General features: G+C 57.2%; 25 protein-coding genes. 13 read left to right on the top strand and 12 right to left on the bottom strand.

What is annotated here, in order from left to right; all coding sequences use genetic code 11:
* Positions 1-6 precede the first annotated feature (6 nt).
* Entirely contained in the window at positions 7-2130 is a 2124-nt protein-coding gene (locus AC3WOK_RS22585; RefSeq protein ID WP_492355138.1) for an alpha-galactosidase, read from the top strand.
* Positions 2131-2174: 44 nt separating this feature from the next.
* Entirely contained in the window at positions 2175-3452 is a 1278-nt protein-coding gene (locus AC3WOK_RS22580) for an MFS transporter (protein ID WP_042716414.1), read from the top strand.
* Here the strand turns inward: AC3WOK_RS22580 and rhaM are convergent.
* The 5 genes from rhaM to rhaB all read right to left on the bottom strand — a co-directional run bounded on the left by rhaM (position 3440) and on the right by rhaB (position 8598).
* On the bottom strand, positions 3440-3754 hold the full coding sequence (gene rhaM, locus AC3WOK_RS22575; RefSeq protein WP_059311781.1) for an L-rhamnose mutarotase: 315 nt from the start codon (positions 3752-3754) through the stop codon (positions 3440-3442). The genes AC3WOK_RS22580 and rhaM overlap by 13 nt on opposite strands.
* A complete protein-coding gene (gene fucO, locus AC3WOK_RS22570; protein ID WP_447856559.1) occupies positions 3751-4899 on the bottom strand; it encodes a lactaldehyde reductase in 1149 nt (382 codons plus the stop codon). The genes rhaM and fucO overlap by 4 nt, the downstream gene beginning before the upstream one ends.
* 46 nt (positions 4900-4945) lie before the next feature.
* Complete coding sequence (gene rhaD / locus AC3WOK_RS22565; RefSeq protein WP_492355137.1) at positions 4946-5776, bottom strand: rhamnulose-1-phosphate aldolase; 831 nt, start codon at positions 5774-5776, stop codon at positions 4946-4948.
* Between the two features lie 96 nt (positions 5777-5872).
* A complete protein-coding gene (gene rhaA / locus AC3WOK_RS22560; protein ID WP_059311784.1) occupies positions 5873-7132 on the bottom strand; it encodes an L-rhamnose isomerase in 1260 nt (419 codons plus the stop codon).
* Positions 7129-8598 carry a rhamnulokinase gene (gene rhaB, locus AC3WOK_RS22555; RefSeq protein ID WP_492355136.1) on the bottom strand — a complete coding sequence of 490 codons (1470 nt, stop codon included), beginning with the start codon at positions 8596-8598 and terminating at the stop codon, positions 7129-7131. Before rhaB ends, rhaA begins: the two co-directional genes overlap by 4 nt.
* A 301-nt stretch (positions 8599-8899) precedes the next feature.
* On the opposite strand from rhaB, the gene rhaS reads away from it, so the two are divergent.
* Both rhaS and rhaR read left to right on the top strand, forming a co-directional pair.
* Entirely contained in the window at positions 8900-9736 is an 837-nt protein-coding gene (gene rhaS / locus AC3WOK_RS22550; protein WP_492355135.1) for an HTH-type transcriptional activator RhaS, read from the top strand.
* 73 nt (positions 9737-9809) lie between these two features.
* A complete protein-coding gene (gene rhaR / locus AC3WOK_RS22545; RefSeq protein WP_492355134.1) occupies positions 9810-10658 on the top strand; it encodes an HTH-type transcriptional activator RhaR in 849 nt (282 codons plus the stop codon).
* Here the strand turns inward: rhaR and rhaT are convergent, their stop codons facing one another.
* Entirely contained in the window at positions 10659-11693 is a 1035-nt protein-coding gene (gene rhaT / locus AC3WOK_RS22540) for an L-rhamnose/proton symporter RhaT (RefSeq protein ID WP_492355133.1), read from the bottom strand. It abuts the gene before it with no gap.
* A gap of 288 nt (positions 11694-11981) precedes the next feature.
* On the opposite strand from rhaT, the gene sodA reads away from it, so the two are divergent.
* Positions 11982-12602 (top strand): superoxide dismutase [Mn], encoded by a 621-nt coding sequence (gene sodA / locus AC3WOK_RS22535; protein WP_004203668.1) that lies wholly within the window; start codon positions 11982-11984, stop codon positions 12600-12602.
* A 70-nt stretch (positions 12603-12672) separates the two neighbouring features.
* Complete coding sequence (gene yiiM / locus AC3WOK_RS22530) at positions 12673-13347, top strand: 6-hydroxyaminopurine reductase (protein WP_492355132.1); 675 nt, start codon at positions 12673-12675, stop codon at positions 13345-13347.
* A 118-nt stretch (positions 13348-13465) separates the two neighbouring features.
* Here yiiM and cpxA read toward each other — a convergent pair whose 3' ends face one another.
* Positions 13466-14839 (bottom strand): envelope stress sensor histidine kinase CpxA, encoded by a 1374-nt coding sequence (gene cpxA / locus AC3WOK_RS22525; protein ID WP_023309731.1) that lies wholly within the window; start codon positions 14837-14839, stop codon positions 13466-13468.
* The gene (gene cpxR / locus AC3WOK_RS22520; RefSeq protein ID WP_006179159.1) at positions 14836-15534 is read right to left on the bottom strand and encodes an envelope stress response regulator transcription factor CpxR; all 699 of its coding nucleotides are present in this window, start codon (positions 15532-15534) and stop codon (positions 14836-14838) included. The genes cpxA and cpxR overlap by 4 nt, the downstream gene beginning before the upstream one ends.
* 150 nt (positions 15535-15684) lie before the next feature.
* Here cpxR and cpxP point away from each other — a divergent pair, with 150 nt between their 5' ends.
* The 6 genes from cpxP (at position 15685) to AC3WOK_RS22490 (ending at position 21811) form a co-directional block, all read left to right on the top strand.
* On the top strand, positions 15685-16191 hold the full coding sequence (cpxP, locus tag AC3WOK_RS22515) for a cell-envelope stress modulator CpxP (protein WP_059311790.1): 507 nt from the start codon (positions 15685-15687) through the stop codon (positions 16189-16191).
* 153 nt (positions 16192-16344) lie between these two features.
* A complete protein-coding gene (gene fieF, locus AC3WOK_RS22510; protein WP_047345514.1) occupies positions 16345-17238 on the top strand; it encodes a CDF family cation-efflux transporter FieF in 894 nt (297 codons plus the stop codon).
* Positions 17239-17412: 174 nt separating this feature from the next.
* Positions 17413-18375 carry a 6-phosphofructokinase gene (pfkA, locus tag AC3WOK_RS22505; RefSeq protein WP_023309696.1) on the top strand — a complete coding sequence of 321 codons (963 nt, stop codon included), beginning with the start codon at positions 17413-17415 and terminating at the stop codon, positions 18373-18375.
* Positions 18376-18592: 217 nt separating this feature from the next.
* Positions 18593-19582 carry a sulfate ABC transporter substrate-binding protein gene (locus AC3WOK_RS22500; RefSeq protein ID WP_023333864.1) on the top strand — a complete coding sequence of 330 codons (990 nt, stop codon included), beginning with the start codon at positions 18593-18595 and terminating at the stop codon, positions 19580-19582.
* 107 nt (positions 19583-19689) lie between these two features.
* Positions 19690-20433 (top strand): CDP-diacylglycerol diphosphatase, encoded by a 744-nt coding sequence (locus AC3WOK_RS22495; protein WP_492355131.1) that lies wholly within the window; start codon positions 19690-19692, stop codon positions 20431-20433.
* A 73-nt stretch (positions 20434-20506) separates the two neighbouring features.
* On the top strand, positions 20507-21811 hold the full coding sequence (locus AC3WOK_RS22490) for an SLC13 family permease (RefSeq protein WP_492355130.1): 1305 nt from the start codon (positions 20507-20509) through the stop codon (positions 21809-21811).
* Positions 21812-21858: 47 nt separating this feature from the next.
* On the opposite strand, the gene tpiA is transcribed toward AC3WOK_RS22490, so the two are convergent.
* The gene (gene tpiA, locus AC3WOK_RS22485; RefSeq protein WP_003862019.1) at positions 21859-22626 is read right to left on the bottom strand and encodes a triose-phosphate isomerase; all 768 of its coding nucleotides are present in this window, start codon (positions 22624-22626) and stop codon (positions 21859-21861) included.
* A 111-nt stretch (positions 22627-22737) separates the two neighbouring features.
* Positions 22738-23334, bottom strand: a complete 597-nt coding sequence (locus AC3WOK_RS22480; RefSeq protein ID WP_059311792.1) for a DUF1454 family protein — start codon at positions 23332-23334, stop codon at positions 22738-22740.
* 112 nt (positions 23335-23446) lie between these two features.
* On the opposite strand from AC3WOK_RS22480, the gene AC3WOK_RS22475 reads away from it, so the two are divergent.
* A complete protein-coding gene (locus AC3WOK_RS22475; protein ID WP_023293600.1) occupies positions 23447-23866 on the top strand; it encodes a DUF805 domain-containing protein in 420 nt (139 codons plus the stop codon).
* Here the strand turns inward: AC3WOK_RS22475 and fpr are convergent, their stop codons facing one another.
* On the bottom strand, positions 23867-24613 hold the full coding sequence (gene fpr, locus AC3WOK_RS22470) for a ferredoxin--NADP(+) reductase (RefSeq protein ID WP_047345511.1): 747 nt from the start codon (positions 24611-24613) through the stop codon (positions 23867-23869). It abuts the gene before it with no gap.
* A gap of 96 nt (positions 24614-24709) precedes the next feature.
* Entirely contained in the window at positions 24710-25720 is a 1011-nt protein-coding gene (glpX, locus tag AC3WOK_RS22465) for a class II fructose-bisphosphatase (RefSeq protein ID WP_059311794.1), read from the bottom strand.
* Between the last annotated feature and the right edge of the window lie 33 nt (positions 25721-25753).

Here is a 25753-nt window from a genome sequence, read left to right as displayed (position 1 = left end):
TGTCTGATGCAAGATTCCATTTTTCGACTCGAAAGCAATACGGTAGACGTGGTGGTTAAAACCCACCCGTTCGCCGAAATTCTCTACTGGGGGCCGCACCTTCAGCACTTTTCGCCACGCGATGTGCTGAGCATTGCGCGCCCTGTGGCGAACGGCAGGCTGGATGTCGATTCTCCGGTCACGCTGATGGCGGAGCTGGGGCACGGCCTGTTTGGCTCGCCGGGCATTGAAGGGCATCGCCAGGGACTGGACGGTTCCCCGGTGTTCAAAACCACACAGGTGCAGCAGGAATTAAACACCCTGACGGTTACCGCTGAGGATGAGCTTGCGGGGCTGCGCCTGACCAGCGAGCTGGTGCTGGATGCCAGCGGCGTGCTGGTCGTGCGTCACGGCCTGACCAATCTGAAAGCGCTGCCGTGGCAGGTGGACCGTTTCGCCGTCACGCTGCCGGTGGCCGAGCGCGCGCAGGAGGTGATGGCCTTCCACGGACGCTGGATCAGAGAATTTCAGCCGCACCGCGTAAAGCTTGAACACGACAGCTTCGTGATTGAAAACCGCCGGGGTAAAACCTCCCACGAGCACTTCCCGGCGCTGATTGCCGGTACGTCGTCGTTTAGCGAAATGCAGGGCGACGTCTGGGGCGTGCATCTGGGCTGGAGCGGCAACCATCGCCTGCGCGCGGAAGCGAAAACCGATGGTCGTCGCTACCTGCAGGCCGAAGCGCTCTACCTGCCGGGAGAGATGGCGGTTGAAGAGGGAGGCACGCTTTGGACGCCGCGCCTGTATGCCAGCTACTCCACGCGGGGCCTGAACGGCATGAGCCAGCAGTTTCACCGCTACCTGCGCGACAACGTTATCCGCTTCCCGGACGACAAACCGCGCCCGGTGCACCTCAATACCTGGGAAGGGATCTACTTCAATCACGACCCGGACTACATCATGCGCATGGCCGACGAGGCCGCGGCGCTTGGGGTGGAACGCTTCATTATCGACGACGGCTGGTTCAAAGGCCGCAACGACGATCATGCCGCGCTGGGCGACTGGTATCTGGACGAAAAAAAATACCCGAACGGCCTGACGCCGGTGATCGACCACGTCAAACGGCTCGGCATGGAGTTTGGCATCTGGGTAGAGCCGGAGATGATCAACCCGGATTCCGATCTGTACCGCGCGCATCCAGACTGGGTGCTGGCGCTGCCGGGCTACGCCCGGGCGACCGGGCGTCATCAGCTGGTGCTCAATCTGAACATTCCGGAAGCCTTTGACTACCTCGTGGAGCGCATGAGCTGGCTGCTGGGCGAGAACGCGGTCGACTACGTGAAGTGGGACATGAACCGCGAGCTGGTGCAGCCGGGACACAAGGGTAAAGCCGCCGCCGATGCGCAGACACGCCAGTTTTACCGCCTGCTGGACGTGCTGGGCGAGCGCTTCCCGCACATTGAGTTTGAATCCTGCTCGTCGGGCGGCGGGCGTATTGATTACGAAGTGCTGACCCGCAGCCACCGCTTCTGGGCTTCCGACAACAACGACGCGCTGGAGCGGAACACCATCCAGCGCGGCATGAGCTACTTCTTCCCGCCGGAGGTGATGGGCGCGCATATCGGTCATCATAAATGCCACGCCACCTTCCGCCAGCATAGCATCCAGTTTCGCGGGCTGACGGCCCTGTTTGGCCATATGGGGCTGGAGCTGGATCCGCTTACCGTCGATGAAGATGAACGCGAAGGCTATCGGCACTACGCCGCGCTGCACAAGCAGTGGCGCGAGGTGATCCACCATGGTACCCAGTGGCGTATTGATATGCCGGACGCTACCACCCTGGCACAGGGTATTGTGAGCAAAGACAAAGCGCAGGGGCTGTTTATGGTCAGCCAGCTTGCGATGCCGGATTACACCCTGATGATGCCGCTGCGCATGCCGGGGTTAAACGCCAGCGCGCAGTACCGCATCACGCTGCTCGATCACCCGAACATCCAGATTACGGGTGAGGGTGGACACACCATGCGCAAGCTGCCTTCGTGGATGGAAGCGCCGCAAACGGTGAGCGGCGAGTGGCTGATGCAGGCGGGTATTGCGCTGCCGATTCTGGATCCGGAGACCGCCATTTTGATTGGCGTCGAACGCGTGTAAGGTTGAAGGGCCGGGCAGCCGGCCCTCCGTTGAGGATAAAAATAATGAACACAACAACCTGTACCCACAAAGACAACCCTAACTTCTGGATCTTCGGGCTGTTCTTCTTTCTCTACTTCTTCATTATGGCCACCTGCTTTCCGTTCCTGCCGATCTGGCTGTCGGACATCATCGGCCTGAATAAAACCCATACCGGGATTGTCTTCTCCTGCATCTCGCTGTCGGCCATCGCCTTCCAGCCGGTGCTGGGGGTGATTTCGGACAAGCTTGGGCTGAAAAAACACCTGCTGTGGATCATCGCGGTGCTGCTGTTCCTGTTCGCGCCGTTCTTCCTGTACGTCTTCGCGCCGCTGCTGAAAACCAATATCTGGCTGGGCGCGCTGAGCGGCGGGCTGTATATCGGCTTTGTCTTCTCGGCGGGATCGGGGGCAATTGAGGCCTACATCGAGCGCGTGAGCCGCAACAGCTTCTTCGAATACGGCAAGGCGCGCATGTTCGGCTGTCTCGGCTGGGGGCTGTGCGCCTCAACGGGCGGCATCCTTTTTGGCATCGATCCGTCGTACGTTTTCTGGATGGGCTCGGGAGCAGCGCTGTTGCTGATGCTGCTGCTGGTCGTTGCGAAGCCGAAGCCCAACCAGACGGCGCAGGTAATGAACGCCCTGGGCGCAAACCAGCCGCAGATCACTGCCAAAACCGTGTTCAACCTGTTCCGCCAGCGCAGAATGTGGATGTTCATTCTGTACGTGATTGGCGTGGCCTGCGTGTATGACGTTTTCGACCAGCAGTTTGCCACCTTCTTTAAAACCTTCTTCGCTACGCCGCAGGAAGGCACCCGCGCCTTTGGCTTTGCCACCACGGCGGGGGAAATCTGTAACGCCATCATCATGTTCTGCTCGCCGTGGATCATTAACCGCATCGGCGCGAAAAACACGCTGCTGATCGCCGGGGTGATTATGGCGACGCGCATTATCGGCTCGTCGTTCGCCACCACCGCCGTGGAGGTGATTGCCCTCAAGATGCTGCACGCGCTGGAGGTCCCGTTCCTGCTGGTGGGCGCATTCAAGTACATTACGGGCGTGTTTGATACGCGGCTTTCGGCCACCATCTACCTGATTGGCTTCCAGTTTGCCAAACAGTCGGCGGCGATTTTTCTCTCCGCCTTTGCCGGGAATATGTATGACCGGATCGGCTTCCAGGAGACGTACCTGATGCTGGGCTGCTTCGTGCTGGCGATTACGGTGGTGTCGGCGTTTACGCTGAGTGGCAGGCGGGAGATTGCTGCCGCCTCGGGGGCAGCAGCGTTAACACATCAGTCCAGGTAAAACACCTCTTCCAGCTCCGCACTCACCGGGCTGTTATCCGGGTTCGACGGCATAACGTCACCCATATGCTTCCACCAGCGCTGGCAGACGTCGGTATTCGCTACCGCGTTCCAGCGCTCCTCCGATTCAATCTCCACGGTTGCAAACAGCAGGTTGCGGGCTTTGTCGAGATAGATGGCGTAGTGGTGCGCGCCGTGGGCTTTCAGCACCTTTTCCAGCTCGGGCCAAATCGGATTGTGGCGACGCGCGTACTCCTCGTGCGCATTCGGGTTCACCTGCATCACAAACGCTTTGCGGATCATAGGGCCTCCAGATAGAGCTCGCGAACTTCCTCACGGCTGGCGGGGCGCGGATTGCATGGCGCACAGGGATCGGCGAGGGCTTTATCCAGCCAGCCTTCAATATCGGCTTTGGTCACGCCGAGCTGGCTGAAGCCCGCAGGGATGCCGACGCGAGCGCTCAGGTCGCGAATCGCCTGAATGGCGGACATGCTGGCCGCGTCATCACTCATGCCGCGGGTGTCTACGCCCATCGCCTGCGCCACGCGGGCGAAGCGGACGACCGCGTTCGGGCGGTTAAAGTTTTCAACGATCGGCAGCAGGATAGCGTTGCACACGCCGTGCGGCAGGTTGTGCGTCGCGCCCGGCTGGTGCGCCAAAGCATGCACAAGGCCGAGACCCGCACTGTTAAACGCCATGCCCGCCAGATACTGACCAAACGCCATTTGCTCGCGCGCTTCAAGGTTATGACCGTTGTTGACCGCTTCCGGCAGCCACAGGTTGATCAGGCGAATCGCTTCCAGCGCGTTGGCATCAGTCAGCGGGTGCGCGCCAACGGACACGTAGGCTTCAATGGCGTGGGTCAAGGCATCCATACCGGTTGCGGCGGTCACGGAGGCAGGAATATCCAGCATGACGCTGGCATCGTCCACGGCGATATCCGGGATGATGTTCGGGTCAATAATCACCTCTTTCACCTGACGCGCGGAGTCGATGATTACCGCGTTGCTGGTCATCTCCGCTGCCGTGCCTGCGGTGGTGTTGATCGCCACCAGCGGCACGCCCGCATTTTTCACCTTGCCGACGCCGGAATAATCGGTTGACGGGCCGGGGTTGGCGGTGAGGATTTTAATCGCCTTGGCGGTATCAATTGGGCTGCCGCCGCCGAAGGCGATAATGTAATCACACGCGGCTTCCCGGTATGCCGCGAAACCCTTCTGTACCAGCGCCTCCGTTGGGTTGGGAAAGACCGCGTCAAACAGCTGATATGACATCTGGTGCGCATCCAGCGCGGTAAACAGACCGTCCAGCAGGCCCAGCTTTACCAGCTGACCGTCGGTGACAATCAGCGCTTTGCCCCACCGTTTGTTCGCCACCAGGTTGACCATGTCGCCAATAGCGCCCGCGCCGTGCAGGCTGATTTTTGGAAGTGCCAACATAAAGCTCATGATAATTCTCCTTAACTATCGCCCGTACCGTCCGGTCAGCGGGGGTTTATGCATATATCTCCAGCGCTGACCGGAGCGGGGTTACGCCGAAACGCTTGCCGAGCGCAATAAGCTCTTCGCGGGTAATGGTTTGCTTCATACCGCCCATGGAGTACACCTTCACCAGCACTTCCGCTGATTTCTCGGCGGTGTCGATCAGGCCGAAGGTTTCATCAAGCGTAGGGCCGCTGCCGAACACGCCGTGGAACGGCCACAGCACCAGCGAATGTTTTTGCATATCCCGGGCGGTTGCCTGGCCAATTTCGTCGGTACCCGGCACCATCCACGGCAGAATGCCGACGCCGTCCGGGAACACCACCAGACACTCGGTACTGCCTTCCCATAGCTTGCGGGTGATGAAATCGGAGCTGTTTTCCAGCACGTAGGTCAGGGCGATCAGGTTGGTGGCGTGGCAGTGCATAATCACGCGGTCTTTGCCGTTAGTTGCCTTGATGCGCTCGCAGTGGGAGAGGAAGTGCGCCGGCAGTTCGGAGGTGGGCACCGCCTCGTCGGTCAGGCCCCACAGGATGTGATAGCCCGCGCCGTCGCTGTCCACCTTCACCACGCCGAGGTTGGCCGCTGGATCGAGCTGGACGTTACGGAAGAACTTACCGGAACCGGTGACGATAAACGGCGTGTTGGCGAGTAGCGGCATCGGCTGGCTCAGCGCGATATAGCGCGGCTTCTGGTGGAAATCGGCCGCGAACGGTTCGATATCCGCGTCGTCCAGGCGCAGCGTCAGGTTGCCGCCGTTGCGCTCGTCCCAGCCCTTCAGCCAGGCGTCGGAGGTGGCTTTGATCATGCCCTGGACGAACCAGGAATTGGAGATGGTCTGCATACTATGGTTCCTTTGAAGATGCCGGGTGGCGCTACGCTTACCCGGCCTACTCTTACCTGTAGGCCCGGCAAGCGAAGCGCCGCCGGGCAATGTTTTTTACTGACGCGCGACGAGAACGTCTTTCTCATACGCCCGCACGTTGTCCAGCCACTGGCTGCCTGCCGGCGCGTCGTGACGCTGGCAGTACATCTCCCACACCGCCTGCCACGGCAGGGATTTTTGCTCTTCCAGCAGCGCCAGGCGCGCGGTGTAGTCGCCGTTTGCTTCCAGCTGTTTCAGCGCCGCGACAGGCTCCAGCAGCGCGCGCAGCAGGGCTTTTTTCATGTTGCGGGTGCCGATCACCCATGCCGCGATGCGGTTAATGGAGGCATCGAAGAAGTCGAGGCCAATGTGCACGCGGTCAAAGAGGTCGTGACGGATGATTTCGCTGGCAATCGCCTGGGTTTCGTCATCCAGCAGCACCACGTGGTCGCTGTCCCAGCGCACCGGACGGCTGACGTGCAGCAGCAGACGCGGTACGAAGAGCATGGCGGCGGAGATTTTGTCGGAGATCACCTCAGTCGGATGGAAGTGGCCGGCATCCAGGCACAGCGCGGTCTGGCGGCTGGTGGCGTAACCCATATAGAACTCGTTTGAGCCGACGGTGTAGCTCTCCGCGCCGATGCCGAACAGCTTGCTCTCCACCGCGTCGATGTGGTGCGCCGGATCCAGTTTTTCGCTGATGGCCTCATCCAGCGCGGCCAGCAGGCGCTGACGCGGGGCCAGGCGGTCGACGGTGATGTCCTTCATGCCGTCCGGGATCCAGATGTTCATTACCGACGGCGTGCCAAGCTGCTCGCCAAACCAGGCCGAGACGCGGCGGCTGGCTTTTACGTGATCGATCCAGAACTGACGGATTTCGTCGTTGGCATGCGCGAGGGTAAAACCGTCCGCGCTCAGCGGGTGCGAGAAGCAGGAGGGGTTAAAGTCCAGGCCCAGCTTGTTGGCTTTCGCCCATTCAACCCAGTTTTTGAAGTGTTCCGGTTTGATCTCGTTACGCGCCACCGGTTCGTCGGACTCCAGATAGATCGCGTGCAGGTTCAGGCGTTTTGGCCCCGGGATCAGGCTCAGGGCCAGCTCCAGGTCGGCACGCAGTTCGGTAGCGTTGCGCGCTTTGCCCGGGTAGTTACCCGTCGCCTGAATGCCGCCCGTCAGAGAGCCGCCTGGGTTCTCGAAACCGGCGACGTCATCGCCCTGCCAGCAGTGCATGGAGACCGGCAAACGGTCGAGCTGGCGCAGCGCCGCTTCGACATCTACGCCGACGGCGGCGAAACGCTGTTTAGCCAGTTCCCAGGCTTGTTGAAGTTGAGTGGTCATGCGCAAAGCTCCTTAGTCAGTCGTTTTTGCTGAAACTGCGCCCGGTAGCGGGCAATTTCATGGCAGGGATTAGGGATGAAGGTGGTCAGGCGGGTATTCGCGGTGACCACCGAACGGAATTCGTCGACGTCTGCAAGTTCGTCCAGGGTCATTAGCTGAATACCGATGTTGCCGAGCGTCGAGGCCTCCACCGGACCCGCCACCACGGTGATACCGCAGGCATCGGCGCAGAGCTGGTTCAGCAGATGGTTCTGGCAGCCGCCGCCCACGATATGCAGCTGGCTGAACGGTTTGCCGCGAAGGCTCGCCAGCTCGCTCAGGACATCCGCGTAGAGCAGGGCGAGGCTGTCAAAAATGCAGCGCGCCAGCTCGGCAGGACTGGAGGGCACCGGCTGCCCGGCTTCGAAACAGGCGGCCTGGATTTCGGCGCTCATATTCACCGGGTTAATAAAGCGGTCGTCGTTCGGGTTGATCAGGAACGTACAGGCCTTCAGCTTTTCGGTTTCTGCGATAAGCGCAGGCAGGTCGGAAATGTGCTGCTCTTTCAGTATCCGCTGGAGCAGCCAGAGACCCATGATGTTCTTCAGCACACGGTAGCGTCCTTCGGCACCGCCTTCGTTAGTGATGTTCGCCGCCAGCGCGGCGTCGCTGGTGTACGGCGTTTTGCTCTCAAAGCCCATCAGCGACCAGGTGCCGGAAGAGAGGTAGGCCGCGTCTTTACTGGCCAGCGGGGATGCAATCACCGCGCTGGCGGTATCGTGACTGGCGACGGCAACCACCGGGATTTCATTCCCCTGCGGGCAAATCCAGTAACCGATCACATTTCCCGGATGGGTCGGCGCGCCGAACCAGGAAGGCGAGGCGCCCGTCCAGGCCAGCAGGTGTTCATCCCAGCTATCGGTGTTGATGTTGACCAGCTGCGTGGTGGTGGCGTTGGTGTATTCCCAGTTCATGTTGCCGGTCAACCTATAGCTTAAGTAGTCCGGGATCAGCAGCGCGTGCGCCACCTTTTTGACCAGCTCCGGCTGCTGCTTAACCAGCGCACGCAGCTGATACAGCGTGTTAAACGGCAGAAACTGTATGCCGCTGCGGCCATAGATATTGTCCTTGCCAAGCTGTGCGATGGCGTGCGCCATCAGCCCATCGGTGCGGCTGTCGCGATACGAGACGGGCAGGCCAATGCGTTCGCCATGGCTGTCGAGCAGAACGTAGTCCACACCCCAGGTATCAATACCGATGCTGTCGATGCGTATGCCGTTATTGCAGACGTTGTTCAGCCCGGTGCGGATCTCCGCTTCCAGGGCATCAATATCCCAGGTATCAAAACCGTCCTGTTTTTGCAGGCAATTGGCGAAACGGTGCATTTCGCGAAGCGTAAATGTGCGCTCGCTGCAGTCCCAGGTGGCGAGCATTACGCGGCCGCTGGATGCGCCTAAATCGACAGCCACACAATGGCGAAAAGTCATGGTCAGGTCCCTTCTTAAGTCATTGGTACTGAGTGTAAAAAAGGGAAAAAAAGACCACCTTCTCATCACTGACAGCACGAATCTCGCGCTGGCAAGAAAGCAAAGATGAACGTGAGGGAGTTCACAATTTCCAGTCATGGCGGGGTTTTAGGGCAATGTGACGCTGACCGCATTTCCCGATTTTTTCGTCTGTTTCTTGAAAAACGGACAGCTTTTGCGACGTTTGCTGTCAAAAATTTAAGGTGAGTACGGAAGGCCTTAATTACTATTTTGAGAACTTTTCTCATTGGTGGGAGCCGTTATGACCGTACTGCACAGCGTCGATTTTTTCCCGTCGGGAACGTCTCCGGTGGCGATTGAGCCACGGCTCCCGCAGGCTGCGTTTCCTGAACATCATCATGATTTTCATGAAATTGTGATTGTCGAGCATGGAACGGGCATTCATGTCTTCAACGGCCAGCCGTACACCATCAGCGGCGGTATGGTGTGCTTCGTGCGCGACCACGACAGGCATTTGTATGAACATACCGATAACCTGTGCCTCACCAACGTGCTCTATCGTTCGCCGGACGCGTTCCAGTTTCTGTCGGGGTTAAACAAGCTACTGCCCCAGGAGCAGGATGGACACTACCCGTCTCACTGGCGGGTGAATCAGTCCACGTTGCAGCAGGTGCGCCAGCTGGTGAATCAAATGGAGCAGAGCGAGGACGGGCAGGAGACCCATGCCATTGCCACCCGCGAGCTGCTGTTTATGCAGCTGCTGGTTCTGCTGCGTCGCAGCAGCCTGGTGGAAGGGCTGGCAAATAACGACGCGCGGCTGAACCAGTTGATGGCCTGGCTGGAGGACCATTTCGCTGAGGACGTATGCTGGGAAGCGCTGGCGGATGATTTTTCGCTGTCGTTACGCACGCTCCATCGTCAGCTGAAGCAGTACACCGGGCTCACGCCGCAGCGCTACCTCAACCGCCTGCGCCTGATCAAAGCGCGTCACCTTTTACGTCACACCGACGAAAGCGTCACGGATATCGCCTATCGCTGCGGTTTCGGCGACAGTAATCACTTTTCGACACTTTTTCGCCGCGAGTTTTGCTGGTCGCCGCGCGATATCCGTCAGGGGAAGGATGCTTCGCTCCAGTAACGCGAAGGCAATCACCGTTTTATTGCCGTAAAAAGGCTAATAATGCCCGGTTATTCACCGTAGAGGTTGTGGTGTGGCCGCTCAGTTAATTCTTCGCAAAGATGACTTTTTTGCCTCCGCGAGCCAGGCCGTCGCGGTGGCCGACCGCTATCCGCAAAATGTCTTTGCCGAGCATACCCACGAGTTTTGCGAGCTGGTGCTGGTGTGGCGCGGCAACGGCCTGCACATCCTTAACGACCGGCCCTACCGCATCACGCGTGGCGATCTGTTTTACATCCGTGCCGAAGACAAACACGCTTACGCCTCGGTTAACGATCTGGTGTTGCAGAACGTTATCTACTGCCCGGACAGGCTCAAACTGAATGTCGACTGGGCGGCCCATATCCCCGGTTTTCTCAATACCAGAGGCGAACCCCACTGGCGCTTAAGCAGCAACGGCATGGCTCAGGTGCGCCAGACGATCTCCCAGATGGAGCAGGAGAGCCAGAAGCACGATCCGGTGGCAAACCCGATGGCGGAACTGCTGTTCGCCCAGCTGGTCATGACTCTCAAACGCCATCGTTACGCTACCGATAACCCCTCCGCAACCGTCCAGGAAGCGCTGCTGGACAAGCTGATCGCCCGGCTTGCGGGCAGCCTGAACAAAAGTTTCGTGCTGGAAAAGTTCTGCGAGCAGGAGCAGTGCAGCGAGCGCGCGCTGCGCCAGCAGTTTCGCACCCAGACGGGGATGACGGTGAACCACTACCTGCGCCAGCTGCGCATCTGCCACGCCCAGTACCTGTTGCAGCATACTGAGCTGATGGTGAGCGAAGTGGCGATGCGCTGCGGATTTGAGGACAGTAATTACTTTTCGGTGGTGTTTAACCGCGAGGTGGGGATGACGCCGGTTCAGTGGCGTCATCGCAGTCGAAAGGCGGCGTAGTCAGTTCGCCATGCCGAGGCCGACAATATTCGCGGCAATGATGATCACCACGCAGCCCAGGCTTAGAACGCCCACCGGACGACGCCCGGCGTTATTCCACTCCTTCAGTACCAGCCCAACCAGTCCGCCACACAGCACGTAGAAGCTCATGTGCAGCATCCAGCTTATGTAGTCGTACTGCGGTGGAATGCTGGCGTGGCCCCAGGCGTAGAAAAAGAACTGCAGATACCACATGAGGCCGCCCAGTATCGACAGCAGCACATTGGTGATGATTAAAGATTTTGCCAGTGAGAAATCGGCTTTTACCGACAAATCCTTCACTTTTGCCAGACGAATGAAGCAGAAGCCGAGGTTGACCAGCGCGCCGCCGCCCATGATGACAACGTAGCTTGGCAGTGCCACGTACAGCGGGTCGACGCCCAGCGCGGCGGCCGCTTCGTGCATGGGCTTCGCGGCGTTCATGGCGAACGACATGCCCGCCGAGAAGATGCCGCACATCACTGCCAGCAGCAGCCCTTTCTTCAGATTAAAGTCTTCGGCTTTGATGCCCATCTTGCGCTCTTTCAACTGACCCGCGCGGGTGACGATACCCACGCCGATCACCGCGACGAGCACGCCCAGCAGCGTCATCTGCCCGCCTTTGGTGTTGATCAATACGTCAACATTGCCGTTAAGAATGGGCGTCATCAGCGTGCCAACGATCAGCGTAATGCCAATCGCGATGCCGATACCCATCGACATCCCGAGGTAGCGCATGGTCAGGCCGTAGTTGATATTGCCGATACCCCACATCGCGCCGAACAGAAACACCGGCAGCAGGGTGGAGGCATTGAAGGAGGTGAAGTAGCCCCAGAAATCCGGGAGCAGCATGGCGCTAATGGTCCACGGCAAAATCAGCCAGGACACGGTACCGCCAACCGACCACATGGTTTCCCACGACCACCCTTTCACCTTTTTGAACGGGGCATAGAAACAGGCTGCACTGGCCGCGCCTATTAAATGCCAGAAGATACCCATCGTAATCGCATGATTCATTTTTACGTCCTCATCGTTTTTATAGCCGGTGGCTTCCCCCCGACTTGATGAGTGTAAAAATTAGGCGGTTCAGGAACCTTCAGAAGGTTGCCGCACTTTTGTTCTGGATGGCAATCAGCACGTTAACCGGGTGAGCAGACTCACAATTTTGTGATTAGACAAAACCTGAATAACCTTATTAAAACTACGGCATTGATAATCATTTTCAATATCATTTAATTAACTATAATGAACCAACTGCTTACGCGGCATTAACAGCTGTGCCGCCCGACAATAATGGAGAGGATTATGAGTTATACACTGCCATCCCTGCCGTATGCCTATGACGCACTGGAACCGCATTTCGACAAGCAGACGATGGAAATCCATCACACTAAACACCACCAGACCTATGTAAACAACGCGAACGCCGCGCTGGAAAGCTTGCCAGAGTTCGCTAACTTGTCTGCTGAAGAGCTGATCACCAAACTGGACCAGCTGCCAGCGGACAAGAAAACCGTTCTGCGCAACAACGCTGGCGGTCACGCTAACCACAGCCTGTTCTGGAAAGGCCTGAAAACCGGTACCACTCTGCAGGGCGACCTGAAAGCGGCTATCGAGCGCGACTTCGGTTCCGTTGACAACTTCAAAGCGGAATTCGAAAAAGCCGCTGCAACCCGTTTCGGCTCAGGCTGGGCGTGGCTGGTACTGAAAGGTGACAAACTGGCGGTGGTTTCTACCGCTAACCAGGACTCCCCGCTGATGGGTGAAGCGATCTCTGGCGCATCCGGTTTCCCAATTCTGGGTCTGGACGTGTGGGAACACGCTTACTACCTGAAATTCCAGAACCGTCGCCCGGACTACATCAAAGCCTTCTGGGACGTGGTGAACTGGGACGAAGCAGCAGCGCGTTTCGCCGCTAAAAAATAAGGTTGCATTGACGCCTGTGAGAAGCGAGTCTGATGACTCGCTTTTTTTGTATCTGCAGAAAGGAGCAGCGATGCATTATCCGGTGAATGTATTTACAGGCAAGGTAAGGGAATACGACGGCAGCCGCCCGAGCGCCATCGCCAAAATTCAGGTCGACGGTGAGCTGACGCTAACCGACCTCGGGCTTGCCGGTGACGAGCAGGCCGAAAAGAAAATCCACGGCGGGCCAGAGCGCGCGCTGTGCCACTACCCGCGCGAACACTATCAGCACTGGAGAACCGAGTTCCCCGAGCAGGCTGATCTCTTCGTCGCCCCCGCGTTTGGCGAGAACCTCTCCACCGAAGGGCTGACCGAAAAGAACGTGTTTATTGGTGATATCTACCGCTGGGGCGATGCCCTGATTCAGGTGACGCAGCCGCGCTCCCCGTGCTTCAAGCTCAACTTCCATTTCGGCATTCAGGATATGTCCGAGCAGCTGCAAAGCACGGGTAAAACAGGCTGGCTGTACCGCGTGGTGCTGGTAGGGCAGGTATCAGCGGATGCACCGCTGGTGCTGGCATCGCGCCTGAGCGATGTCTCCGTGTATGAGGCCTGCGCGATTGCCTGGCATATGCCGTTCGACGACGAGCAGTATCACCGCCTGCTGTCGGCGGCTGGATTGTCGACAAGCTGGACGAGAACGATGCAGAAGCGGCGCTTAAGCGGCAAGATTGAGGATAATTCGCGGAGATTGTGGGGGAAATAGTCCCCGTAGAGAGTAGGCCGGGTAAGGCGAAGCCGCCACCCGGCATTTTTGCCCCTGCGCCTGTTATTGCCCGGTGGCGCTGCGCTTACCGGGCCTACAATACAGTGCCAGAGGGAAACTACGAACGCTTATACAGCGGCAGCCACAGCGTTAACCGCAATCCGCCCAGCGGGCTGTCGTCGGCTTTGACCCAGCCGCGGTGCTGCTGCATGGCGGTTTCAACAATCGCCAGACCCAGCCCCGTACCGCCAGACTCGCGGTCGCGCGCCTCGTCGGTGCGGTAGAACGGACGGAAAATCTGCTCGCGATCTTCCGGGCTTACGCCAGGACCGTCGTCATCGACAATGACCGTAATCCCGTCTTTATCCACCGAAAACGCCACTTCAATCTTCGTATGCGAGTAGCGCAGGGCGTTACGCACGATATTCTCCAGCGCGCTTTCCAGCGTGTTGGGGTTACCGTACAGCGGCCATGGCCCCGGCGGGAAGTTGACGGTGAACGATTTGCCCATCTGTTCCGCTTCGAACGCCGCGTTATCCAGCACTTCATGCCACAGATGATTGGCTTTCACCGTTTCGCTGACCAGCGCGTTTTTCTGCTGGTTGCGCGACATGACGAGCAGGTCGTTGATCATGCTGTCCAGGCGGTGAGCTTCCGTTTCAATACGCTCCAGCTCCTTGCTCTCACCGCTGCGGCGACGCAGTAGCGCGGTGCCGAGCTGTAAGCGCGTGAGCGGGGTGCGCAGCTCGTGCGAGATATCCGACAGCAGGCGTTGCTGCGCCGTCATCATGCGATCGAGCGCGCTCACCATCTGGTTAAAACTGGTCCCGGCGGCCAGGAACTCCTGCGGTCCGGCTTCCAGTTCAGGATGCTGTCGCAAGTTACCCTGAGCCACCTCGTCAGCGGCGTTTTTCAGCTTACGCGCCGGTTTTGCCAGGCTCCACGCCAGCCATAACAGCAGCGGCGAGCTGACCAGCATGGTAACAATCAGCAGCAGAAGCGGACGGTCAAACAGCAGGTTGATAAAATCGGACTGGGAGTTGCTCGCCGGGCGGATCAGGTAGAGCTGATAATTATCCTCCCCGTCCCTGACGGAGAAAGGCCCCACCATCTCTACGCGGCCATATTTCTTCTTCTGGGGGTGATCGGCGTTATCCGCCTGGCCAATGAAGTTGCGGATGATTTGCATCTCGTTGCGATCGGCCCCAATCACGCGGCCTTCGCTGGTGACCAGCAAAAGACGTTGCCCGGGCGGAGCCCATTTGTCGATAGCGCGAAACAGCCTGCGCCACCACATCAAATCGTTCGGCGGATCGTTTGCCAGCTCGGCTTCCACGTGCTGCTCGATCATCACGCCCTGACGTTGCTCGCTGTCGAGAAGCTCCGTCATCTGGCGTGAGTCGAGTTTTGGCAACATCAGTACGAGCATTAAAACCAGTGCCAGCGTCAGCCAGAAGATGGCGAAGATGCGGGCGGTTAAGCTTCCTATCATGAAGCGGAAACCATCAGATAACCGCGACCACGCAGGGTTTTAAACCATGGGTGACCGTCTTTACGCTCCGGCAGCTTACGGCGCAGGTTAGAGATGTGCATGTCGATGGCGCGGTCAAACGGGGTGAGGCGTTTGCCCAGCACTTCCTGACTTAAATGTTCACGCGATACCACCTGGCCGAGATGCTGCGCCAGCAGATAAAGCAGGGTGAACTCCGTGCCGGTGAGTTCCAGCGTCTGACCATCGAAGCTCGCTTCCTGGCGGCCCGGGTTCAGGCTCAGGGAGTCAACTTCAAGGGTGGGTGAGCTGTTGTCGGTATTTTGCTGCTGCTCGCTCCAGTGGGAACGTCGCAGGATAGCGCGAATACGGGCAACCAGTTCACGGTCGTTAAACGGCTTGGGTAAATAGTCATCCGCGCCCAGCTCAAGGCCAAGTACGCGGTCAAGTTCGCTGCCGCGCGCGGTCAGCATGATAACGGGAGTCTGGTGTGTCTGGCGAAGCTCTTTCAACGTATCGATACCGTTCTTCTTTGGCATCATCACGTCGAGCAAAAGTAAATCGATGCTGTCGTCAAGGAGACTCAGCGCCTGCTCGCCATCATGGGCAACCAGAACGTTGAAACCTTCCATGTCGAGCAACTCCTTTAAAAGGGATGTGAGCTCTCGGTCATCATCAACTAACAGGATTTTATTCATTGTTTAAATACCTCCGAGGCAGAAATTACGACATCAAGGCTGTCTAATCCATGACTTTACGTTGTTTTACACCCCCTGACGCATGTTTGCAGCCTGAATCGTAGACTGTCTCTCGTTGAATCGCGACACGAAAGATTTTGGGAGCAAGTGATGCGCAAAGTTACCGCTGCCGTCATGGCCTCAACGCTGGCGTTCAGTGCGTTTAGCCAGGCTGCTGTAGCTATCATCAGCGATAACGGTTCCTCAAAAGAGGACACAACGCAGCACAGTAGCCAAAGCCATATGTTTGACGGCATAAGTTTAACCGAACATCAGCGTCAACAGATGCGAGATCTGATGCAGAGGGCAAGACATGACCAGCCCCCTGTTAATGTTAGCGAAATGGAGACAATGCATCGCCTTGTCACCGCAGAAAATTTTGACGAAAGCGCAGTTCGCGCTCAGGCCGAAAAAATGGCACAGGAACAGATTGCTCGCCAGGTAGAGATGGCGAAGGTCCGCAACCAGATGTTCCACCTGCTAACGCCCGAGCAGCAAGCGGTTTTGAATACCAAACATCAGCAGCGAATGGACCAGCTGCGTGAGGTTGCACGGATGCAGCGAAGCTCAGAAACGACGTTTTTCAGTAGCAATAGCAGTACCCGTAGTAACCAGTAAACCCTGTTTTCCTTGCCATAGACACCATCCCTGTCTTCCCCCACATGATGTGGGGGTTTTTTTTGCCCCGCATTCTGATTTGTTAACCGTTTATTCATCCTAAGACTCCCCGTGCTTCCGTTATACTAGCGGCATGACATGACAGGAGCGTTTATGAATCAATCCTATGGAAGACTGGTAAGCCGGGCTGCGATGGCCGCGACGATAATGGCGTCGTGCTTGCTGGTCATCAAGGTTTTCGCATGGTGGTATACCGGCTCGGTCAGTATTCTGGCTGCGCTGGTGGACTCGCTGGTGGACATTGCCGCCTCGTTGACCAACCTGCTGGTGGTGCGTTACTCGCTGCAGCCGGCAGATGAAGAGCACACGTTTGGGCACGGTAAAGCGGAGTCGCTGGCCGCGCTGGCGCAAAGTATGTTCATTTCCGGTTCTGCGCTGTTCCTGTTTTTAACCGGCATTCAGCATCTCGTCTCGCCGACTCCGATGAAGGATCCCGGCGTGGGTGTGATTGTGACCATCGTTGCACTTATATGCACACTTGTTCTGGTAACGTTCCAGCGCTGGGTTGTTCGCAAAACGCAAAGTCAGGCCGTACGGGCGGATATGCTTCATTATCAATCTGATGTTATGATGAATGGGGCTATTCTTATTGCGCTCGGTCTGGCCTGGTATGGATGGCATCGGGCCGATGCGTTGTTTGCGTTAGGGATTGGTATCTATATTTTATATAGCGCCCTGAGGATGGGGTACGAAGCGGTGCAATCACTGCTTGACCGCGCCCTCCCGGACTCGGAACGCAATGAAATTTTTTCTATCGTGACCTCCTGGCCCGGCGTCAGCGGTGCACACGATCTTCGAACGCGGCAGTCAGGGCCGACCCGCTTTATTCAGATTCATATTGAAATGGAAGACAACCTGCCACTGGTTCAGGCTCACGTTATTGCTGAGCAGGTCGAGCAGGCGATTTTGCAGCGTTTTCCTGGTTCAGACGTCATCATTCACCAGGATCCCTGCTCGGTTGTACCCGGACATGTTGGGCTTTCGTAATTCGTTGTAAAAAAGTGAGCCAGGCCAGCATTTTGTGTATAAATTACCGCCATTTGGTCTGACCTGAATCAATTCAGCTGGAAGGGATTGATATACTATTTGCAGTATTCGTTGGTCGATAAGTTTCTTCCGGCAACAGATTTCAATTTTGCATTCCTAAGTTCAGAGGTAGTCATGATTAAGAAAATCGGTGTGTTGACAAGCGGCGGTGATGCGCCGGGCATGAACGCGGCAATCCGTGGTGTTGTCCGTGCAGCGCTGACGGAAGGCCTGGAAGTTTTTGGCGTTTATGACGGTTATCTGGGCCTGTATGAAGATCGTATGGTTCAGCTAGACCGCTACAGCGTGTCTGACATGATCAACCGTGGCGGTACTTTCCTCGGTTCTGCGCGCTTCCCGGAATTCCGTGATGAACACGTTCGTGAAGTGGCTATCGAAAACATGAAAAAACGCGGCCTGGATGCCCTGGTGGTTATCGGTGGTGACGGCTCCTATATGGGCGCAAAACGTCTGACCGAAATGGGCTTCCCGTGCATCGGCCTGCCAGGTACTATCGACAACGACATCAAAGGCACTGACTACACGATCGGCTTCTTTACTGCGCTGGGTACCGTTGTTGAAGCGATTGACCGTCTGCGTGACACCTCGTCTTCTCACCAGCGTATCTCCATCGTAGAAGTGATGGGCCGTTACTGCGGCGACCTGACTCTGGCGGCAGCCATTGCGGGCGGCTGTGAGTTTATCGTCGTGCCAGAAGTCGAATTTAGCCGTGAAGATCTGGTGGCTGAAATCAAAGCGGGCATCGCGAAAGGTAAAAAACACGCGATCGTGGCTATCACCGAGCACATCTGTGACGTTGACGAACTGGCGAAGTACATCGAAGCGGAAACCAAGCGCGAAACCCGCGCAACCGTTCTGGGTCACATCCAGCGTGGCGGTTCCCCTGGCCCTTATGACCGTATCCTGGCATCCCGTATGGGCGCGTACGCTATCGATCTGCTGCTGCAGGGCCACGGTGGCCGCTGCGTCGGTATTCAAAACGAAAAACTGGTTCACCATGACATCATCGACGCCATTGAAAACATGAAGCGTCCGTTTAAAGGTGACTGGCTGGACTGCGCTAAAAAACTGTACTGATCGGCGTTTGTATTGTGCCGGGTGGCGGCTTCGCCTTACCCGGCCTACAAAAGCACGGTTCGTAGGCCCGGTAAGCGAAGCGCCACCGGGCTTTTTTGTTCGCAGAGTTTGTCTTTTTATTCCTCAAAGTTATAGCCAATCTTTTTTTATTCTTTAATCCTCGATTCGCTTTCTGGCACGCTGCATTCATCAAAACACTACATAAGAGAGCTGGGCGATGAATAAATGGGGCGTGGGTTTTACATTATTGCTGGCATCGACCAGCGTTCTGGCTAAGGACATCCAGTTACTGAACGTGTCATACGACCCGACGCGTGAACTGTACGAGCAATACAACAAAGCGTTTGCGGCACACTGGAAGCAGGAAACCGGCGATAATGTCGTGGTTCGCCAGTCTCACGGTGGTTCTGGCAAGCAGGCGACCTCCGTCATCAACGGTATTGAAGCCGACGTGGTGACCCTGGCGCTGGCCTACGATGTTGACGCTATCGCCGAGCGTGGCCGCATCGACAAAAACTGGATCAAACGCCTGCCGGATAACTCCGCGCCATACACCTCGACCATTGTTTTCCTGGTGCGTAAAGGCAACCCGAAACAGATCCATGACTGGAACGACCTGATTAAACCAGGCGTGTCAGTTATCACGCCTAACCCGAAAAGCTCGGGTGGCGCTCGCTGGAACTACCTGGGCGCGTGGGGCTACGCGCTGCATCACAACAACGGTGACCAGGCCAAAGCGCAGGAATTCGTGAAAGCGCTGTATAAAAACGTTGAGGTGCTGGACTCCGGCGCGCGTGGCGCCACCAACACCTTCGTCGAGCGCGGGATTGGCGACGTGCTGATCGCATGGGAAAACGAAGCCCTGCTGGCCACCAACGAGCTGGGTAAAGACAAGTTTGAGATCGTCACACCAAGCGAATCGATTCTGGCTGAGCCGACCGTCTCTGTAGTCGATAAAGTGGTTGAGAAGAAAGACACCAAAGCGGTAGCTGAAGCGTACCTGAAGTATCTCTACTCGCCAGAAGGCCAGGAAATTGCGGCGAAGAACTTCTATCGCCCACGCGATCCGGCAGTTGCGAAGAAATACGAAAGCGTCTTCCCTAAACTGAAGCTCTTCACCATTGATGACGAGTTCGGCGGCTGGACGAAAGCGCAGAAAGAGCACTTCTCTAACGGCGGCACTTTCGACCAGATTAGCCAGCGCTAACCATTAGCCAATGATACGGTAACCCGGCGTGAGAAATCCGCCGGGTTTTTTATTTGGTCATCATTTTGCGTTACTCTTTTGCCTCTATTGAAAACAGGGAACGCGTTGTGAAAAAAATTATCGTATTGATCCTGATTGTCATCGCCCTTGCCGCTGGCGGCGTGTACTGGATGAAGGCGGGTAATCCGAATGCGTTGCGACATATCGTTCTCGACCAGTGTGTGCCGAATCAAATCCAGAACCGTAACCCGGCGCCGTGTGCGCAGGTGAAAACGGATGCAGGCTACGTGGTGTTTAAAGACCGCAACGGGCCGCTGCAGTATCTGCTGATGCCAACCTACCGCATCAACGGCACCGAAAGCCCGCTTTTGACCGATTCACATACGCCGAATTTTTTCTGGCTGGCCTGGCAGTCGCGAAGCTTTATGACGTTGAAGCGTGGCTCCGAGGTCCCTGACAGCGCCATTTCGCTGACGATCAACTCCCCGACGGGCCGTACGCAAAATCATTTTCATATTCATATCTCCTGCCTGCGCCCGGACGTGCGTGAGAAGCTCAATGCGGCTCAGGGAGAAATCACCACCCAGTGGCTACCGTTCCCGGGCGGGCTGGAAGGGCATGAGTATCTTGCTCGTCGGGTGACGGAGAATGAACTGGTCCAGCGCAGCCCGTTTATGATGCTGGCAGAAGAGCTGCCGGAAGCGCGCGACCATATGGGGCGTTTCGCACTGGCGATGGCGCAGCAGTCGGACGGCTCGTTTGTGTTGCTGGCAACCGAGCGCAACCTGCTGATGCTGAACCGCGCGTCGGCTGAGGAATTGCAGGATCATCAATGCGATATCCTGAAGTGACCCCACTATAAATAGCGTTTACTCGTCCTGCCTGTCGCCGTAGACTTGCTGAAAAATTCTACAGGAGACAGGTATGTCGCTCTGGTTAACGTATCCTCTGCTGCTGCCCTCGCTGATCGTTGGCGTTACCATCGTGCTGTGGGCGACGTCGCTATTGCCGGAATTTATCACCGCGCTGCTGTTCTTCACGGCGGCGATGACCGCGAAAATTGCCCCGCCGGAGACGGTCTTCGGCGGTTTTGCCTCGTCGGCCTTCTGGCTGGTCTTCAGCGGCTTTGTGCTCGGCGTGGCGATACGTAAAACCGGCCTGGCCGACAGGGCCGCCCGGGCGTTGTCCGCAAAGCTCACCGACTCCTGGGTATTGATGGTGGCGAGCGTGGTGCTGCTGAGCTACGCGCTGGCGTTTGTGATGCCGTCGAATATGGGACGTATTGCGCTGCTGATGCCGATTGTCGCGGCGATGGCAAAACGCGCCGGTATCGCCGACGGCTCCCGCGCCTGGTTTGGACTTGCGCTGGCCGTTGGGTTTGGCACCTTCCAGCTCTCTGCCACCATCCTGCCTGCTAACGTACCTAACCTGGTGATGAGCGGTGCGGCGGAAGGCTCGTACGGCATCCATTTGAACTATGTCCCGTATCTGCTGCTGCACACGCCGGTGCTGGGTATTCTCAAAGGCCTGATCCTGATCGGCCTGATCTGCTGGCTTTTTCCCGGCAGCCCAAGACCGCCGAAGGAACTAGCACCGTCTGAACCCATGGGCCGGGATGAAAAGCGTCTTGCCTGGCTGCTGGCGGTGGTGCTGGGAATGTGGGTGTCGGAGAGCTGGCACGGCATTGGGCCCGCGTGGACGGGGCTGGCGGCATCGGTCATCGTTATGCTGCCGCGCATTGGATTCATTACCGGAGAGGAGTTTTCTGCGGGGGTGAATATGCGTACCTGTATCTATGTTGCAGGTATTCTTGGGCTGGCGACTGTCGTGACGCAAACCGGTATCGGAACGGCGGTGGGTGAGGCGTTGCTCCGCATTATGCCGCTGGATGCAGACAGACCGTTCACCAGTTTCCTGGCGCTGACCGGTATCACCACAGCGCTCAACTTCATTATGACCGCCAACGGCGTTCCGGCGCTGTATACCACTCTGGCACAGAGTTTTTCGGATGCGACCGGCTTCCCGCTGCTGTCGGTGATCATGATCCAGGTGCTGGGCTATTCCACGCCGCTGCTGCCGTATCAGGCGTCGCCGATTGTTGTAGCGATGGGCTTAGGGAAGGTGCCTGCAAAGGCGGGGATGGTACTCTGTCTGGCGCTGGCGATTGCAACGTATCTGGTGCTGCTGCCGCTGGATTATTTGTGGTTTAGCGTTTTAGGTCGTTTGTAGCGATTTTGTAGGGCGGGTAAGCGCAAGCGCCACCCGCCACAACAGCATTACGCCTGCTTAGCCGCTTCTGCTGCTTTAACGATCACCGCGAAAGCGTCAGCTTTCAGGGATGCACCGCCAACCAGCGCGCCATCGATGTCTGGCTGGGTGAACAGCTCAGCAGCGTTGGAAGCGTTAACGGAACCGCCGTACTGGATGATGACCTGCTCAGCCACTTTCGCGTCTGCTTTAGCAATGTGATCGCGGATGAATTTGTGAACCGCCTGCGCCTGTGCTGGGGTTGCAGATTTGCCGGTACCGATCGCCCAGACTGGCTCGTATGCGATAACCGCGCCTTCGAACGCTGCCGCGCCCTGGGTTTTCAGCACCGCGTCGATCTGACGTGCGCACACTTCTTCGGTTTTGCCTGCTTCGTTTTCTGCTTCGGTTTCACCGATGCACAGAACCGGGATCAGACCCTGCTCTTTCAGCACGGCGAATTTCTTCGCGATGAACTCGTCGGATTCTTTGTGGTAGGTGCGACGCTCGGAGTGGCCGATGATGATGTATTTCGCGCCGATATCTTTCAGCATTTCAGCGGAGGTTTCACCGGTGAACGCGCCAGACAGGTTAACGTCAACGTTCTGCGCGCCCAGAATGATGTGGCTGCCGTCAGCGGCACGTTTAGCCAGATCCAGGTACATATCCGGCGGAGCGATAGCAACCGCGCAGCCGGTCACGCCAGCCAGCTCTTTACGCAGGTTCGCAACCAGTTCGTTTACCATGTGGCGGCTGCCGTTCAGTTTCCAGTTACCCATCACTAAAGGATGTCGCATTTCAATTCTCCACGCTAAATAAGCGAATTAAGGAATATGGCCACCCTGACGGGCAGCATGGTCTGTGAATCAGTATAGAGATTTTCCCTCGAAAGGCTTTGCTTTTTGTCATTAATTCGCCCCGCCAAGGGTGTCAGATAGTGCCAGCTTAATCGGTTCAACAGCGAAGGTCAGTCCTTTTTCGCCGTTGTCCGCCACAACATAGCGGATCGCGCCTTCGGTATCGGCGTAGTAACGCTTATTTTTACCGGCGGTAAGGAGCTTTTGCAGCTTCTGCTGGCTTTGTTTTTTCGTCAGCGAAGGGGTAAAAGCCTGCAATACTGCGCTCATGTACTCCATCGCCTTCGCCTTAGCGGCTTTCTGCTCCGGGCCTTGAATCGGCAGCCAGGTGATTTGCATGCTTTTGATTTTTAACGTACCGCGCTCCAGCGCCGTGGAGGCATACAAATTCTCGTTAATCTTGCTTGCCGCACGGGTCAGGGTAGGGGTATCGCGGGAGCCATCAATGGCGCGAAATTCATCCAGCGGCAGCGTTGGATTAACCTGATTGAAGGTTTCACGAAACTGGCTAATGGACTGATCGAACGACGGCGCGCCCGCCAGCAGATACGGCGCGGTGGTCGGGGCAGTGGTTTCGGCGGCGTGCAGGGGAACACCCGCGCTAAGCAGCGCTAAACACAGGAAAAGAGAACGTGCCGAACTTTTCATCAACATTGCCCCTGGCCGTAAGTGCTCATGATTAAAACGATATCTGGTCGGCTTGTCAAAAGGTCACAACTCCAGGGTAAAATGCGCGCTATACGATAATAAGGAACCTTACATGACCATACAGCAGTGGCTGTTTTCATTCAAAGGGCGTATTGGACGCCGTGATTTCTGGATCTGGATGGTGACGTGGGTTGTCGCCATGCTGCTTCTGTTTTTCGTTGCTTACAATGCCTGGCTGAGCACGCAAACGGCGGCCTTCGCGCTGGTCTGCCTGCTATGGCCAACGGCCGCCGTTGTGGTGAAACGTCTGCACGATCGCGGTCGTTCCGGCGCGTGGGCATTTCTGATTATTCTGGCGTGGATGCTGGTGGCAGGAAACTGGGCAATGCTTCCGTCCATCCTGCCGTGGGTCGTGGGCAGGCTACTGCCGTCGGTCATCTTCGTGATGATGATTGTCGATCTGGGCGCGTTTATCGGCACCCAGAGCGAAAACAAATACGGTAAAGATACCGTAGAGGTGAAGTACCGCTGATCACCAGTAGTGTTCGGCGGTCATATGGCCCGGCCGGCGGCGAAGATGTTTCGTCATCTGCCGGGTATCCTTCAGAAGCTGCTGCGTGTCCCGCACCATCTGCGGGTTGCCACACAGCATGACGTGGCTGGTTTCAGCGTTTAACGGCAATCCAACAGCCTCTTCCAGAGCGCCGCTCTCAATAAGCGCCGGCACGCGACCGGTAAGCGTTCCTGCTACGGTTTCACGGCTGACCACCGTCTGAATCTTTAACTTTCCGCCGTACTGCTGTTCCAGCGCCTGCATCTGCGGCAGGTAGCTCAGGTCTGCGGCGTAGCGCGCAGCGTGAACCAGCACGATGTTTTTAAAACGCTCCAGGTCTTTGCCATACTGCAAAATAGAGAGATAAGGGCCGATGGCCGTACCGGTTGCCAGCATCCAGAGCGTGTCACAATCTGGGATCTCTTCGAGCACAAAGAAGCCTGCTGCTTCGCTTACAATTTGCACATCGTCGCCGGGCTTAAGCGCGGCAAGGCGCGGGCTGAGTTTGCCGTCCGGAACGGTAACCAGATAGAACTCGAGGTCCGGGTTATCAGGTGCGTTTACGTAAGAGTAGGCGCGCTGCACGCGCTCGCCGTCGACGTCCAGCCCCAGCTTCGCAAATTGCCCGGCTTTAAACGGGTGGACGGGAGCATGTACGGTGAGACTAAATAGCGCATCGGTCCAGAACTGTATCTTTGTGACTTTACCTGTTACCCAGTCCGCCATGATCTTCTCCTGTGCTGTTTCTCTGTTCTATCTTCCGTACTTGTGGTGACAATTTCCAGCCCGTCAGGGCCGGAAAGCTCTATCGATCAAACGGTTTTACAGGATGTGCGTCTGCACGTCCGGGTCTTTACGGTCGAGATAGTGGATAGACTGGATGCGGCGAATAGTGCGCGATTTACCGCGGATCAGCAGCGTCTCGGTGGTGGCCATATTGCCCTTGCGGGTGATGCCGTCCAGCAGATCGCCTTTGGTGATGCCGGTGGCCGAGAAGACAACGTTATCGCTACGGGCCATCTCGTCCAGCGCGAGAACTTTATTGGCCTCAATACCCATCGCTTCGCAGCGTGCCAGCTCATTTTCCCCGATGCGGCGGTTCTCTTCGCTGTCGCCTTTCACCTCATGACGGGGCAGCAGACGGGCCTGCATATCGCCATCCAGCGCGCGGATCACGGCTGCTGATACCACACCTTCCGGCGCACCGCCGATGCCGTACAGCACATCCACTTCGCTGTCCGGCATGCAGGTCAAAATGGAGGCGGCAACGTCACCATCCGGAATGGCAAACACCCGCACGCCGAGCTTTTGCATCTGCGCGATGGTGGCGTCGTGGCGCGGTTTGGCCAGAATAGTCACGGTGAGTTCGCTAAGGGATTTGCCCAGGGCTTTGGCGATATTGCGCAGGTTCTCTTCCAGCGGCAGGCTGAGGTCGATTGCGCCCTTCGCGCCAGGACCAACAATCAGCTTTTCCATATACATATCCGGCGCGTTGAGGAAGCAGCCTTTATCGCCTACGGCCAGCACAGCGAGGGCATTGGCCTGACCCATCGCCGTCATTCGGGTGCCTTCGATCGGGTCGACGGCAATATCCACGGCATCGCCGTTGCCGGTACCGACTTTTTCACCGATATAGAGCATTGGCGCTTCGTCGATCTCGCCTTCGCCGATCACGATGGTGCCATCGATGTTGACCTGGTTAAGCACAATGCGCATGGCATGGACGGCGGCGCCGTCTGCGGTATTTTTGTCACCACGACCCAGCCATTTATAGCCTGCGAGGGCAGCTGCTTCGGTGACGCGGGAAAACTCGATAGCAAGTTCACGTTTCATGAGGTACTCGTGCAATCAAAAGGAATTGCACGA

The organism is Enterobacter sp. FW301-JW81 (genome assembly GCF_058788735.1).
The sequence above is the reverse complement of the archived record's forward strand: the minus strand, read 5'-3'. Positions and strand labels throughout refer to the sequence as shown.